The following is a 16,723-nucleotide window of genomic DNA, read 5'->3' as shown; positions in this document are numbered from 1 at the left end:
CACCCCGGCCCCACCGCAGTCCACCTCTTCGCACAGGAGTGGCGACACCCGATGACCAACGACGAAAAGCTGCTCTCCTACCTCAAGCGGGTCTCCGCCGATCTGGCCCAGACCCGGCAGCGGCTGCGCGAGGTGGAGACCCAGGACCGGGAACCCATCGCCATCGTCGGGATGAGCTGCCGCTTCCCCGGCGGCGTGACCACCCCGGAGGAGTTCTGGCGGCTCGTCCACGACGGCACCGACGCCATCGGGGACTTCCCCGACGACCGGGGCTGGGACCTCGACGCGCTGTACGACCCCGACCCGGACGCCACCGGCAAGAGCTATGTCACGCGCGGCGGGTTCCTGTCCGACGCGGCCGGGTTCGAGCCGGACTTCTTCGGCATCAGCCCCCGTGAGGCGGTCGCAATGGACCCCCAGCAGCGGCTGCTGCTGGAGGTGTCGTGGGAGGCCCTGGAACGCGCCCGCATCGCCCCCGACTCCGCGCACGGCGCCCGGATCGGGGTGTTCGCCGGCACCAACGGCCAGGACTACAAGGACCTGCTGGCGAGGATGCCGGAGGACAGCGAGGCCGCGCTCGGCACCGGCGTGCTGGCCGCCGTGATCTCCGGCCGCATCTCCTACACCCTGGGTCTGGAGGGCCCGGCGGTCACCATCGACACCGCCTGCTCCTCCGCGCTCGTCGCCGTGCACCTGGCCGTCCAGGCGCTGCGCGACAAGGAGTGCACCCTCGCCCTCGCGGGCGGCGCCACCGTCATGGCCACGCCGGGCAACTTCATCGCCTTCAGCCGGCAGCGCGGCCTCGCCCCCGACGGCCGCTGCAAGTCCTTCGCGGACACCGCGGACGGCACCGGCTGGAGCGAGGGCGCCGGCATGCTGGTGCTGGAACGGCTCAGCGACGCCCGGCGCAACGGCCACGAGGTGCTGGCCGTCGTCCGCGGCTCCGCCGTCAACCAGGACGGCGCCTCCAACGGCCTGACCGCACCCAACGGGCCCTCCCAGCAGCGCGTCATCCGCGCCGCGCTCGCCGGGGCCCGGCTCACCGCCGCCGACGTGGACCTGCTGGAGGCACACGGCACCGGCACCACGCTAGGCGACCCGATCGAGGCCCAGGCGCTGCTCGCCACCTACGGACAGGACCGGCCCGCAGGCAGCCCGCTGTGGCTCGGGTCGGTGAAGTCCAACATCGGGCACACCCAGGCCGCGGCCGGTGTCGCCGGCATCATCAAGGCCGTCATGGCGATGCGGCACCGCGTCCTGCCGAAGACGCTGCACGCCGACGAGCCGTCCACCAGGGTCGACTGGATCCAGGGCCAGGTGCGGCTGCTGACGGAGAACCTGCCCTGGCCCGACCCCGGCCGCCCGCGCCGCGCCGCCGTCTCCTCCTTCGGCGCCAGCGGCACCAACGCGCACACCATCCTGGAAGAAGCCCCCGCCGGGGAACCGGCCCGGACCGAGCCGCGTACGGCACCGCCGCTGGTGCCGTGGGTGGTCTCCGGCCGCACCGAGCGCGCCCTGCGCGAACAGGCCGCCCGCCTGGTGGCCGCCGCCGGTGAGCCGGACCCGGTGGACGTGGCGCACTCCCTGGCCGCCACCCGCACCGCCCACCCGTACCGGGCCGTGGTCCTCGGCGCGGACCGGGACGCGCTCCTGACGGGCATGACCCGGGTCGCCGACGGCGGTCCGGGCGCCGCCTCGGGCCGGGTCCGCAAGGGACAGACCGCCTTCCTGTTCACCGGGCAGGGCGCCCAGCGCGCCGGCATGGGCCGGGAGCTGCACGCGCACTTCCCCGTCTTCGCCCGCGCCTTCGACGAGATCTGCGCGCTCTTCGGCGACGACGAACTGCGCGATCTCGTCCTCGGTGACGACCCCGCACCGCTCAACCGCACCGCCCGCACCCAGATGGCGCTGTTCGCCTTCGAGGTCGCGCTGTACCGGCTGGTGGAGTCCTGGGGGCTCACGTCCGACTACCTGGCCGGGCACTCCATCGGCGAGATCGCCGCCGCCCACGTGGCCGGCGTCCTGGACCTGAAGGACGCGACCACACTGGTGGCCGCGCGCGGCCGGCTCATGCAGGCGCTGCCCGAGGGCGGCGCGATGATCGCCCTGCGCGCCTCCGAGGAGGAGGTCCGCCCGCTGCTCACCGAGCGGGTCGGCATCGCCGCCGTCAACGGCCCCGAGTCCGTGGTGGTCTCCGGGGACGCCGCCGAGGCCGAGGCGGTGGCCGCCCGCTTCGCCAAGAGCCGCCGTCTGACGGTCTCGCACGCCTTCCACTCGCCGCTCATGGAACCGATGCTGGACGGGTTCCGGGCGGTCGCCGAGTCCCTGACCTATCACCGGGCCACCGTCCCGGTCGTCTCCAACGTCACCGGCGCCCTCGCCACCCAGGACATCGCCGGCCCCGGCTACTGGGTGCGGCACGTGCGCGAGGCGGTCCGCTTCCACGACGGGATACGCGCCCTCGCCGCCGAGGGCGTCACCCGCTTCCTCGAACTCGGCCCGGACGCCGTGCTGACGGCCATGGCCCGCGAGTGCCTGGCCGTCGACGGCACCGGCACCGACGCCGTGCTCGCCGCCGCCACCCGCCGCGAGCGCGACGAGACCGAGACCCTGCTCACCGCCGTGGCCCAGCTCTACACCGGCGGGGCCACCGTGGACTGGACCGCGCTGTTCACCGGCGCCCGCACCGTCGACCTGCCCACCACCGCCTTCCAGCGCGAGCGGTTCTGGCCCGGGACCGCCGCATCCGTCGGCGACGTCGGCTCCGCCGGCCTGGACCCCGCCGACCACCCGCTGCTCGGCGCGGCCACCGTGCTCGCCGACTCCGACGGCGCCGTGCTCACCGGCCGGCTGTCGGTGCGCACCCACGCCTGGCTCGCCGACCACGTCGTCGGCGGCTCGGTCGTCGTCCCCGGCACCGCCATGGTCGAACTCGCCGTCCGCGCCGGCGACCAGGTCGGCTGCGGACACCTGGAGGAACTCGCCCTCGAAGTACCGCTGGTGCTGCCCCCCGACGACGGCGTGCGCGTCCAGGTCGCCGTCGGGGCACCCGACCCCTCCGGCGCCCGCACGGTGCAGGTGTACGCCCGCGCCGAGAGCCTGCCCGCCGACGAGCCGTGGACCCTGCACGCCTCCGGCCTCCTCACCGCGGACACCGGTGCGCCGGGCAGCCGCCTGGACGTCTGGCCCCCCGAGGACGCCGAACCCCTCGACACGGACGGCCTGTACGAGCGGCACGCCGCCGCCGGACTGGCGTACGGGCCCGCCTTCCAGGCCCTGACCGCCGCCTGGCGGCGCGGCGAGGAACTCTACGCCGAGGTACGGCTGCCCGAGCGGCCCGCCGCCGACGCGCCCCGCTTCGGCCTGCACCCGGCCGCCTTCGACGCCGCCCTGCACGCCCTGGCCCTGCTCGGCGACGGCTCCGCCGACGACACCGCCCGGCTGCCGTTCACGTTCGCCGGCGTCACCCTGCACGCCGTCGGCGCCTCCGTGCTGCGGGCCCGGCTGGTGCCCACCGGGAACCACGCCTTCGCCGTCGACCTGGCCGACGCCACCGGCGCCCCCGTCGCCACGGTCACCTCGCTCGCCTCCCGCCCGCTCACGAACCTGCGCGGCGCCCGTGACACGACCGCCGACGCCCTGTTCACCCTCGACTGGCAGCCGCTGCCCCTGGACGCCGACGCCCCCGACACCGCGCACCGGGTGCTGCACAGCACGCCCGGCACCGACGCCGGCGCCGTACGCGAGGCGCTGCGCACCGCGCTCGCCGCCCTCCAGGACGACGACCCCCGCCCGCTGGCCGTCGTCACCCACGGCGCGGTCGGCGTCGCGGGGGAGGACGTCCCCGACCTGGCCGGCGCGGCCGTCTGGGGCCTGGTGCGGTCCGCGCAGTCGGAGAACCCGGACCGGTTCGTCCTGCTCGACCTCGAACCCGGCGCGGACGCCGACGCCGCCCTGCCCGCCGTCCTCGCCTCCGGCGAACCGCAGATCGCCGTGCGGGCCGGCACCGCCCACGCCGCCCGGCTGGTGCGCGCCGAAGCACCCGACGCATCAGCCCGGTGGGAGATCGACCCCGAGGGCACCGTCCTGCTGACCGGCGCCACCGGCGGCCTCGGCCCGGTGATCGCCCGGCACCTGGTCACCGCCCACGGCGTCCGGCACCTCGCCCTGCTCAGCCGGTCGGGCCGCGCCGACGACCTGATCACCGAACTCGCCGCCCTCGGCGCCACCGCGACCGCCCACGCCTGCGACACCGCCGACCGCGACGGCCTCGCCGCCGTCCTCGCCGGCATTCCGGCCGAGCACCCGCTCACCGCGGTCGTCCACGCCGCCGGCGTCCTGGACGACGGAGTCGTCCCCTCGCTCACCCCCGAGCGGATCGACACCGTCCTCGCGCCGAAGGCGCTCGGCGCCCTCCACCTCCACGAACTCACCCGCGATCTCTCGGCGTTCGTGCTGTTCTCGTCCGTCGCCGGCACCGTCGGCGCCCCCGGCCAGGGCAACTACGCCGCCGCCAACGCCCTGCTGGACGCCCTCGCCGCGCACCGCCACGCCCAGGGCCTGCCCGCGCTGTCCCTGGCATGGGGCCCGTGGGCCCCGTCGGGCGGCATGACCAGCTCCCTGGACGAGACCGACCGCGCCCGGATGACACGCGGCGGCATGACCGCCCTGTCGGCCGAGGAGGGCACCGCCCTGTTCGACCGGTCACTGCGCGCCGGCCGTGCCGCCCTCGCGCCGGTGCGGCTCGGCCTGCCCGCGCTGCGCGCCCAGGGCAGCGGCCTCGCCCCCCTCTTCCGCGCGCTGGCGGGCCGTCCGGTGCGCCGGGAAGCCGTGGCCCAGGGCACCGACGCCGGCCTCGCCGACCGCATGGCGGCCCTCGGGGACGAGGAGCGCGCCGCGGCCCTGCTGCACACGGTCCGCACCCATGTCGCCGCCGTGCTCGGGCACGCGAACCCGCAGAGCGTGGAGACCGACCGGGCCTTCAAGGACCTCGGCTTCGACTCGCTCGCCGCGATCGAGCTGCGCAACTCCCTCTCCGCCGAACTGGGCCGGCGGCTCGCCGCCACCCTGGTCTTCGACCACCCCTCACCGGAGGCGCTCGCCGCCCACCTCGCCACCCTGGTCGACGGCGGCGCGCGGACCGGGGCCCGCCGTGGACGCCGTACCACCAAGGCCCGCGCGGACGAGCCGCTGGCGATCGTGGGCATGGCGTGCCGCTACCCGGGCGACGTCCGCACCCCGGAGGACCTGTGGCGGCTGGTCGCCGACGGCACCGACGCCATCAGCGCGTTCCCCGCCAACCGGGGCTGGGACGTGGACCGCGTCGTCGACCCCGCCCGGCGGCGCCCCGACACCTCCTACGTCGGCGAGGGCGGATTCCTGCACGACGCGGGCGCGTTCGACGCCGCGTTCTTCGGTATCAGCCCCAAGGAAGCCCTCGTGATGGACCCACAGCAGCGGCTGCTGCTGGAGGCGTCCTGGGAGGCGCTGGAGAACGCGGGCATCGACCCGCACAGCCTCAAGGGCAGCCGCACCGGCGTGTTCGCCGGCGTCCAGTACCACGACTACGTCGGCAGCTTCGGCTCCGGCAGCATCATCTCCGGCCGCGTCGCCTACACCCTCGGCCTGGAGGGCCCGTCGCTGTCCGTCGACACGGCCTGCTCCTCCTCGCTGGTGGCGCTGCACCTGGCCGCCCAGTCGCTCCGGCAGGGCGAGTCCGGGCTCGCCCTGGTCGGCGGAGTCGCCGTCATGGCCACCCCGGAGACCTTCGTCGAGTTCAGCCGGCAGGGCGCGCTCGCCCCCGACGCCCGCACCCGCGCCTTCGCCGACGCGGCGGCCGGGACCGTGTGGGGCGAGGGCGTCGGCGTCCTGGTCGTGGAGCGCCTCTCCGACGCCCGCCGCAACGGCCACGAGGTGCTGGCCGTCGTCCGCGGCACCGCCGTCAACCAGGACGGCGCCTCCAACGGCCTCACCGCCCCCAACGGCCCCTCCCAGGAACGCGTCATCCTCGAAGCCCTGGAGAACGCCCGCCTCACCACCGCCGACGTCGACGTCGTCGAGGCGCACGGTACGGGGACGACGCTGGGCGACCCGATCGAGGCGCAGGCGCTGCTGGCCACCTACGGCCAGGACCGCGCCGAACCGCTCTGGCTCGGCTCGGTCAAGTCCAACCTCGGGCACACCCAGGCCGCCGCCGGTGTCGCCGGTGTCATCAAGATGGTCATGGCGATGCGCAACGGCGTCCTTCCCAAGACCCTGCACGTGGACCAGCCGTCCACGAAGGTCGACTGGGACGCCGGACAGGTGCGGCTGCTGACCGAACAGCGGGACTGGCCGCGGCACGGCCGGCCGCGCCGGGCCGGCGTGTCGTCCTTCGGGATCAGCGGCACCAACGCCCACGTCATCCTCGAACAGGCCCCGCCCGCCCCCGCCGCACCGGACCGCACCGGACCGCAGGGCCTCGCCGTGCCGTGGCTGCTCACCGCCAAGACGCCCGCCGCGCTCGCCGGTCAGGCCGCCGCGCTCCTCGGCCACCTCGACACCCACCCCGGGCTCGACCCGTCCGACATCGGCTGGACCCTCGCCACCACCCGCGCCCGCTTCCCGCACCGGGCCTCGATCACCGGAGCCGACACGGCCGAACTGCGCGGCGCCCTCGCCGCGCTGGCCGACGGCGGCACCGCCCGCACCCTCGCCGAGGGCACCGCGCCCGGCCGCGCCCGGCCCGTGTTCGTCTTCCCCGGCCAGGGCTCCCAGTGGCCCGGCATGGCCACCGAACTCCTCGAACAGTCCCCGGTGTTCGCCGCCCGCATGACCGAGTGCGCCGCCGCGCTCGCGCCGTACACCGACTGGGACTTCGCCACCGAACTGCGCGGCGACCTGGACCGCGTGGACGTCGTCCAGCCGCTGCTGTGGGCCGTGATGGTGTCCCTCGCGCACACCTGGAGCACGTACGGCGTCACCCCGGCCGCCGTCATCGGCCACTCCCAGGGCGAGATCGCCGCCGCCTGCGCGGTCGGCGCGCTGTCCCTGGAGGACGGCGCCCGCGTCGTCGCCCTGCGGTCCCGGGCCATCGCCGAACTGCTGTCCGGCTCGGGCGGCATGATGTCCGTCGGCGAGGGCGCCGACGCCGTCCGCGCCCGGCTCGCCGCCTGGGACGGGCGGCTGTCCGTCGCCGCCGTCAACGGCACCGCCTCCACCGTGGTGTCCGGCGACGCCGACGCCCTGGACGAACTCCTCGCGCGGCTCAGGCAGGAGAAGGTCCGCGCCAAGCTCCTCCCCGTGGACTACGCCTCCCACAGCGCCCACGTCGAGACCCTGCGCGACCGCCTCGCCGAGGACCTCGACGGCATCGAACCGCGCGCCACCCAGGTGCCGTTCTACTCCACGGTCACCGGCGGCCCGCTCGACACCACCGAACTCGGAGCCGGGTACTGGTACACCAACCTGCGCGGCACCGTGCTGTTCGAACAGGCCGTGCGCGCCGCCGTCGCCGACGGGCACCACCTGTTCATCGAGTCCAGCCCGCACCCGGTGCTCACCGTCGGCATCCAGGAGACCGACGACGCCGTGGCCGCCGTGGGCTCCCTGCGCCGCGACGAAGGCGGCCGGGACCGGCTGCTGACCGCCCTGGGCGAGGCGTTCACCCACGGCGCCGGAGTCGACTGGACCGCCGTCGCCGAGGGCCGCCGGCCGCGCCGCGTCCCGCTGCCCGGCTACGCCTTCCAGCGCGAGTGGTACTGGCTCGACTCCACCGCGAGCGGCGCCGACGTCACCTCCGCCGGCCTCGACCCGACCGACCACGCCCTGCTCGGCGCCGCGATGGTACGGGCCGACAGCGAAGGCGTCGTCCTCACCGGGCGGCTCTCCCCGGGCACCCAGCCCTGGCTGGAGGACCACCGGGTCGGCGGCCGGCTGCTCTTCCCCGGCACCGGGCACCTGGAACTCGCGCTGCGCGCCGGCGACCGGGCCGGCTGCGGCGACATCGCCGAACTCACCCTGCACGCACCGCTGGTCCTGCCCGACCACGGCGCCGTCCAGCTCCAGGTCACCGTCGGCCCGCCCGAGGGGGACACCCGGCCGGTCACCATCTGGTCCCGGCCGGAGGACCCCGACGAGGACCTGCCCTGGAGCCGGCACGCCGACGGCCTGCTCGCCCCCACCGGCACCCTGCCCGCCGACCCCGTCCCGCTCACCGCCTGGCCCCCGCGGGACGCCGAACCGGTACCGCTCGACGGCCTGTACGACGAACTCGCCGCCCTCGGCCTCGGCTACGGCCCCCTCTTCCAGGGCCTGCGCGCCGCCTGGCGCACCCCGGACGGCCTGTACGCCGAGGTCGCGACCGACGCGGCCCCCGACGGCTTCGCCCTGCACCCGGCGCTGTCGGACGCCGCCCTGCACACCGTCGGCCTCACCGACGCCGCCGGCGACGAGGCCCTGCTGCCGTTCGCCTGGTCCGGGGTACGGCTGTACGCCACCGGCGCGACCGCGCTGCGCGTCCACGTCCGGCCCACCGGCGAGGGCACCGTCTCGCTCACCCTCGCCGACCCCGCCGGCGCGCCGGTCGCCACCGTCGACGCGCTCACCCTGCGGCCCCTGCGGACCGAGGCCCTGGCCGCCGCGGCCCGTTCGGCCCGCGCGGGCGCGCTGTACCGGGTCACCTGGGTGCCGGCCCCGTCGGCCCCGCCCGCCGGCACGGCACCGGACGTGGTGCGCGCCCCGGCCGGAACGAGCGCCGCCGAGGCGCGGACGGCCGTCGACACGGTCCTCGACCGGCTGCGCACCGCGCTCGCCGCCGCCGACACCACCCTTGTCGTGGTCACCGGCACCGACCCCGCGGGAGCCGCGGCCGGCGGCCTGGTCCGCTCCGCCCAGTCGGAGAACCCCGGCCGGATCGTGCTGGTCGAGGCCGAGGCAGGGGACGAGCCGGACGCCGAACGCCTCGCCGAGGCCGTCGCCACCGGCGAGCCCCACCTGGCCTACCGTGCCGGCACCTGGCAGGTACCGCGGCTGACCCGGATCCCCGCCGACGCCACCGCCGACGCCGAGGGCGCACGGGCCGTGGGGGGCCGTGCCGGGACCGTGGAGGGCGGTGCCGGGGCCATGGACGGTAGTGCCGAGGCCGTGGAAGACGGTGCCCGGGGCACGGCCGGCCGTGCCCGGACCACGGGCGATCCCGCCCCGGCCCTCGACGGCCCCGAGCCGGTGCCGGGCGCCGGTCAGCGTGCCGATGCGGTGTCCGGTGCCGGCCAGGCCCCCGACCTGGCCTCCGACGGCGGTCGACATGCCGACGTGGTCTCCGGCGCGGGCGAGAGTCCCGACCCGGTCTTTGACCCCGGCCGGAGTCCCGACCCGGTCCCCGCCACCGGTCGGACGCCCGGCCTCGGCAGCGGCACCGTTCTGCTCACCGGGGCCACCGGTGCCCTCGGGCGGATCCTCGCCCGGCACCTGGTCGCCGAACGGGGCGTGCGGAACCTGCTGCTGGTGAGCCGGAGCGGCGCCCCCGACGACCTCGTCGCCGAACTCGCCGCCCTGGGCGCCGAGGTGACGAGCGCCGCGTGCGACGTCGCCGACCGGGCCGCGCTCGCCGCCGTGCTGGACGCCGTACCGGCCGACCGGCCGCTGACCGCCGTGATCCACGCGGCCGGCGTCCTCGCCGACGGCGTGCTCACCTCCCTGACGCCGGAGCGGATCGACACGGTCTTCCGGCCCAAGGCCGACGCCGCCTGGAACCTGCACGAACTCACCGCCGGCCTTGACCTCGCGGCGTTCGTGCTGTTCTCCTCGTCCGCCGCCACGCTGGGCTCGCCGGGCCAGGCCAACTACGCCGCCGCCAACGCCTACCTCGACGCCCTCGCGACACACCGCCGTAGCCTCGGACTGCCCGCCCACTCCCTGGCCTGGGGCCTGTGGGCGCAGGCGGGCGGCATGACCGGCACCCTCGACGAGACGGACCTCACGCGCATCGCCCGGGGCGGTGTCGCCCCGCTGGAGACCGAGGAGGGCGTCGCCCTCTTCGACGCCGCCCTGCGCGGCGCCGACCCCGCCGTGCTGCCGGTGAAGCTGGACATGGCCTCCCTGCGCGCACAAGGGGAGGGCCTGGCCCCGCTGTTCCGCGCCCTGGTGCCCGTACGGCGGGCCGGCGCGGCCACCGGGCCGGGCGCCGGCGGTGGCGCCGACGGCCTGCGGGACCGGCTCGCCGGGTTGCTGGAGGCGGAGCGCGAACCGTTCCTCACCGAGCTCGTGCAGAGCCATGTCGCGACCATCCTCGGCTACCGCTCCGCCCAGGACGTCGGCCGCACCCTCGCCTTCCGGGAACTCGGCTTCGACTCGCTGGCCGCCGTCGAACTGCGCAACCGCCTCTCCGCGGCCACCGGCCTCCGGCTGCCCGCCACCCTTGTGTTCGACCACCCCACCCCCGCCGGACTCGCCCGCCACCTGCTCGGCGAACTCACCGGCACCCTCGCCGCCACCGTCCCCACCGCCACCCGGGACATCGCCGCCGACGAGCCGATCGCCGTCATCGGCATGGCCTGCCGCTTCCCCGGCGGCATCGCCTCCCCGGAGGACCTGTGGCGGCTGGTGGCCGAAGGCCGGGACGCCGTCGGCGAGTTCCCCACCGACCGCGGCTGGGACGTCGACAACCTGTACGACCCGACCCTGGACCGGCCCGGCACCAGCTACACCCGGCACGGCGCCTTCCTCTACGACGCCGCCGACTTCGACCCGGCGTTCTTCGCCATGGACGACGAGGAGGCCCTGGTCACCGACCCGCAGCAGCGGCTGCTGCTGGAGACCTCCTGGGAGGCGCTGGAGCGGGCCTCCATCGACCCCGCCGCCCTGCGCGGCTCCGACACCGGTGTGTTCGCGGGCGTCATGTACCACGACTACTTCGGCAGCTTCGGCTCCGGCAGCGTGGTCTCCGGCCGCGTCGCCTACACCCTCGGCCTGGAGGGCCCGACCCTGTCCGTCGACACGGCCTGCTCCTCCTCGCTGGTGGCGCTGCACCTGGCCGCGCAGGCGCTGCGGCAGGACGACTGCTCCCTGGCGCTGGCCGGGGGCGTGACCGTCATGGCCACCCCGGGCACCTTCGTGGAGTTCAGCCGGCACCGGGGCCTGTCCCGGGACGGCCGCTGCAAGCCCTTCGCGGACGCCGCCGACGGCACCGGCTTCGGCGAGGGCGCCGGCGTCCTGCTGCTGGAACGGCTCTCCGACGCCCGCCGCAACGGCCGGACGATCCTCGCCGTGCTGCGCGGCACCGCCGTCAACCAGGACGGCGCCTCCAACGGCATCAGCGCCCCCAACGGCCCCGCCCAGCAGCGCGTCATCCGCCGCGCCCTGCGGGCAGCCGGCGTCCCGGCGGCCGAGGTCGACGTGGTCGAGGCGCACGGCACCGGCACCACCCTCGGCGACCCCATCGAGGCCCAGGCGCTGATCGCCACCTACGGCGCCGAGCACACCGAGGACCGCCCGCTGTGGCTCGGCTCGGTCAAGTCCAACCTCGGGCACACCCAGGCCGCCGCCGGTGTCGCCGGTGTCATCAAGATGGTCGAGGCCCTGCGCGCCGAGACCCTGCCGGCCAGCCTCGGCGTCGACCGGCCCTCCCGGCACGTGGAGTGGGAGGGGAGCAACGTCCGTCTGCTGACCGAGAACCGCCCCTGGCCCGACCCGGGCCGCCCGCGCCGGGCCGGCGTCTCCTCCTTCGGCATCTCCGGCACCAACGCCCACGTGATCATCGAAGCCGCGCCGCCCGCCGGAGAACCGGCCCAGGAGCCCCCGACGCCGCCGACCGGCATCGTGCCGTGGCTGCTGTCCGGCCACACACCGGAGGCCCTGCGCGCCCAGGCCGCCCGGCTGCTGGAGCACCTGGCCGCCGCCCCGGACACCGACCCGCACCGCCTCGCCGGCGCGCTCGCCCACGCCCGCACCCGGCTCGGCCACCGGGCCGCCGTCCTCGGCCGCACCCGCGAGGAACTGACCGCGGGCGTCCGGGCCCTGGCGGAGGGCCGTACCCCGCGGACCGGAGTCCACGGCACCGCCACCGACGGACGGCTCGCCTTCCTCTTCTCCGGTCAGGGCTCGCAGCTGCCGGGCATGGGCACCCGCCTCGCGGCGGCGTTCCCCGCCTTCGCCGCCGCCTTCGAGGAGGTCCGGGACCGGCTCGACCCGCTGCTGGACCGGCCGCTCGCCGACGTCCTGGACTCCGCCGACCTGCTGGGGCGCACCGCGTACACCCAGCCCGCCCTGTTCGCCGTGGAAGTCGCCCTGTACCGGCTGCTGGAGTCGTTCGGCGTCCGGCCCGACCTCGTCGCCGGGCACTCCGTCGGCGAGTTCGCCGCCGCCCACGTCGCCGGCGTGCTCGACCTGGGGGACGCCTGCACCCTCGTCGCCGCACGGGGACGCCTCATGCAGGCCCTGCCCGAGGGCGGCGCGATGATCGCCGTACGCGCCACCGAGGACGAGATCACGCCGCTGCTGGGCGACGGCGTGGGGATCGCGGCCGTCAACGGGCCCACGTCCGTCGTCGTCTCCGGCCCCGCCGGCCCCGCCCGCGCCCTGGCCGCCCGCTTCGAACGCACCCGGGAACTGGCCGTCAGCCACGCCTTCCACTCGGAGCTGATGGAGCCGATGCTGGCCGGGTTCCGCGAGGTCGCCGCCTCCCTGTCGTACGGGACGCCGCGCATCCCGCTGGTGTCCACCCTCACCGGCGCCCCGGCCGCCCCCGAGGAGCTGTCCACGCCCGAGTACTGGGTACGGCACGCCCGTGAGGCCGTCCGCTTCGCCGACGCCGTCACCGCCCTGCACGCGGCCGGCGCACGGCACTTCGCGGAGGTCGGTCCGGGCAGCGCCCTGACCGCCGCGGCCGGCGAGTGCCTGCCCGACGGGACGGCCGTCGTACCGCTGCTGCGCAAGGACCGCGAGGAGACCGAAGCCCTGCTCACCGGGCTCGCCGCCCTGCACGTGCACGGCCGTGCCGTCGACTGGGCGCCGCTGCTGCCCCACCGGGACGGGTCGAAGCTGCCCACCTACGCCTTCCAGCGCGGCCGCTACTGGATGACCGGCGACGCCGGCCTGCCCCGCCCGGCGGCCGACCACCCGCTGCTCGGCACCGCCGTCGAACTCGCCGGCGCCGACGGCACCCTCCACACCGGCCGGCTCTCCCTCGCCGACCATCCGTGGCTCGCCGACCACAGCGTCGGCGGAGTGCCGCTGCTGCCGGGCACCGCCTTCGTCGAGATGGCCCTCGCCGCCGGTGCCCGCGTCGGCTGCGGCACGGTGGAGGACCTGACCGTCACCGAACCGCTGCCGCTGCCGCTGCCCGAGGACGGCGCCGTCCGCCTCCAGTGCACGGTCGGCGAACCCGACGCGACCGGCGCCCGCGCCTTCCGCGTGTACGCCGCCGCGGCCGACGGCGACCCGTGGACCACCCACGCCACCGGCACGCTCCGCCCCGCCGAGGGCAGGCCCGGCCACGACCTCACCCCCTGGCCGCCGCCCGGCGCCGAACCGGTCGACCTGGACGGCGTCTACGACCGGCTGGCCGGACTGGGCGCCGAGTACGGGCCCCGCTTCCAGGGCCTGCGCGCGGCCTGGCGGCACGGCGAGGAGGCGTACGCCGAGGTCGCCGTCCCCACCGACGGCGCCGCGTTCGGCCTGCACCCGGCGCTGTTCGACGCCGCCCTGCACACCATCGGGCTGCGCGCCGGAGCGGAGGAGCGCATGACACTGCCCTTCGCCTGGAACGGCGTGGAGCTGTACGCGCCGGGCGCGACCGCCCTGCGGGTGCGGATCGCCCCTGCGGGCACCGGCGCGGTGCGCATCGAGGCCGCCGACGAGACCGGCCGGCCGGTGGTGCGCGTGGCGTCCCTGTCGCTGCGGGAGGTCGATCCGGAGCGGATCGCCGCAGCCGCGAGCGGGGGACACGACGACCTGTTCGCTCTGGACTGGGTGCCCGTCTCCGTTCCCGCGGCCCCGCAGGCCGGGCGGTGGACCGTCCTCGGCCCCGGCCACCGGGAACTGGCCGGCGCCCTGGCCGGCGAGGTCGCCGAGGTGGCCGTCGCCGACGACCTGGCCCAGGCCGCCGGGCAGGCCCCCGACACCCTGGTCGTCGTCCACACCGGCGGCGACGGACCGGAGGCGGCCCGGGCCGGCGTCCGGGAGCTGCTCACCCTGGTGCAGGACTGGCTGGCCGACGCGCGGTTTGCCGACACCACCCTGGTGCTGGCGACGCGCGGCGCGACCGGCCCCGGGGACGTCACCGACCCCGGCGCCGCCACCGCGTGGGGCCTGATCCGCTCCGCCCAGACCGAACACCCCGACCGGATGGTCCTCGCCGACCTGGACGACACGGACGCCTCCCGCCGGCTGCTGCCCTCCGCCGTCGCCTCCGGCGAACCCCAACTGGCCCTGCGGGACGGCGGGCTGAGCGTGCCCCGGCTGGTGCGCGCGCCGCGCCTGGCGGAGCCCGCCCCGGCCGACTTCTCCGGCGGTGTCCTCGTCACCGGCGGCACCGGCGCCCTGGGCGGGCTGGTCGCCCGGCACCTGGTCACCGCGCACGGCGCCGAGCGGCTGGTGCTGCTCAGCCGCGGCGGACCCGACGCGCCCGGCGCGCCCGGCCTGCGGGACGAACTCACCGCGCTCGGCGCCCAGGTGACCGTCGTCGCCTGCGACGCCGCCGACCGCGCCGCCCTCGCCCGCGTGCTGGACGAACACCCGGTCTCCGCCGTCGTGCACACCGCGGGCGTCCTCGCCGACGCCGTCCTCACCTCGCTCACCCCCGAGCGGCTGGACGCGGTCCTGCGGCCCAAGCTGGACGCCGCCTGGCACCTGCACGAACTGACCCGGGAGCGGCCCCTGACGGCGTTCGTGCTGTTCTCCTCCGCGGCGGGCCTGCTCGGCAGCCCCGGCCAGGCCGGTTACGCCGCCGGCAACACCTTCCTCGACGCCCTCGCCGCCCACCGCGGGTCGCTCGGCCTGCCCGCGCTCTCGCTGGCCTGGGGCGCCTGGGCGGGCAGCGGCGGCATGGCCGACCGGCTCGGCGACACCGACGCCCGCCGCATGGCCTCCGGCGGGGTGCTCGCCCTCGACGCGGAGACCGGGCTCGCCCTGTTCGACACGGGCGTGGGCCGCGCCGAACCGCTCCTGCTGCCGGCCCGCCTGGACCTCGCCCCGCGCGAGGCCGCCCGGGTCGCCCCGCTGCTGCGCTCCCTGGTGCGGGCGCCGCGCCGTACCGGGCCCGGAGCGTCGGCCGCCGCGTCGGCGCTGCGCCGCGAACTGGCCGCCCTCACGCCCGAGGAACGGACCGAACGGCTGCTGCGGCTGGTGCGCGACGAGGCCCGGACCGTGCTCGGCGTGGAGGAGTTCGAGGCCGGCCTGCCCTTCAAGGACCTCGGCTTCGACTCGCTGACCGCCGTCGAGTTCCGCAACCGGCTCAACGAGGCCACCGGCCTGAGGCTGACCGCCACGCTCGTCTTCGACCACCCCACGCCGGCCGCGCTCACCGACCACCTGGCCGGCGAGCTGGCCCCGCGTACCGGCGACGGCCCGCGCGCCGAGGAGGACACCGTGCGGGCCGCGCTCGCCACCATCCCGGTGGGACGGCTGCGCGAGGCCGGCCTGCTGGACAGCCTGCTCGAACTCGCCGGGCTGCGGCCCGCACCGGAGCCGGCGCAGGACGGCGGAACCGGCCGCGCGCCGATCGACGCCATGGACGCCGAGAGCCTGATCAACATGGCGCTCGACGACCTCGTCGGCGACGACGACGCGCTGTGACGCCGAGCAGGGAAGCCGCGCGGAGACCACGCGCTGTGAAGCCGTGCCGAGACGGCGTGCTGTGACGACGCCCGCGACAAGGAAGAGGACCATGGCCGAGTCCGAGAAGCCGGACACCAGGATGGTCGAGGCGCTGCGCGCCTCGCTGAAGGAGATCGAGCGGCTGCGGGAACGCAACCGCGCGCTGACCGCGGCGGCCCGGGAACCGATCGCGATCGTCGGCATGGCCTGCCGCTACCCGGGGGGAGTGCGGTCCCCGGAGGACCTGTGGCGGCTGGTCGCGGACGGCGCGGAGGGCATCACCCCGTTCCCCGGCGACCGTGGCTGGGACCCGGACCTGTACGACCCGACGCCGGGCGTGCCGGGCCGCTCCCGCACCCGGGAGGGCGGGTTCCTGCACGACGCGGGGGACTTCGACGCCGCGTTCTTCGGCATCAGCCCCCACGAGGCCCTCGTCATGGACCCGCAGCAGCGGTTGCTGCTCGAAGGCTCCTGGGAGGCCCTGGAGAACGCCGGCATCGACCCCGTCGCGCTGCGCGGCAGCCGCACCGGCGTGTTCGCGGGCGTCATGTACCACGACTACTTCGGCAGCTTCGGTTCGGGCAGCATCGTCTCCGGCCGCGTCGCCTACACCCTCGGTCTGGAGGGGCCGACGCTCAGTGTGGACACCGCCTGCTCCTCGTCGCTCGTCACACTGCACCTGGCCGCGCAGGCGCTGCGGCAGGGCGAGTGCACCCTGGCACTGGCCGGGGGAGTGACGGTGATGGCCTCGCCGGGCACGTACGTGGAGTTCAGCCGGCAGGGCGCCCTCTCCCCGGACGGGCGCTGCCGCTCCTTCGCCGACGACGCGGCCGGCACCGGCTTCTCCGAGGGTCTTGGCGTCCTGGTGCTGGAGCGGTTGTCGGACGCGCGGCGCAACGGGCATCCGGTGCTGGCCGTCGTGCGGGGTTCG

General features: G+C 76.5%; 2 protein-coding genes. Both read left to right on the top strand.

Going from position 1 to position 16,723, the window contains the following annotated elements; all coding sequences use genetic code 11:
• Nucleotides 1-51: 51 nt before the first annotated feature.
• On the top strand, nt 52-15,771 hold the full coding sequence (locus IE294_RS30290) for a type I polyketide synthase (RefSeq protein ID WP_189891348.1): 15,720 nt from the start codon (nt 52-54) through the stop codon (nt 15,769-15,771).
• Nucleotides 15,772-15,814: 43 nt separating this feature from the next.
• The coding region (locus tag IE294_RS30285) for a beta-ketoacyl synthase N-terminal-like domain-containing protein (protein ID WP_444545312.1) at nt 15,815-16,723 on the top strand (909 nt) is incomplete at its 3' end.

Origin of the sequence: Streptomyces canarius (genome assembly GCF_014650735.1) — a bacterium.
GTDB classification, from domain to species: Bacteria; Actinomycetota; Actinomycetes; order Streptomycetales; family Streptomycetaceae; genus Streptomyces; species Streptomyces olivaceoviridis.
The sequence above is the reverse complement of the archived record's forward strand: the minus strand, read 5'-3'. Positions and strand labels throughout refer to the sequence as shown.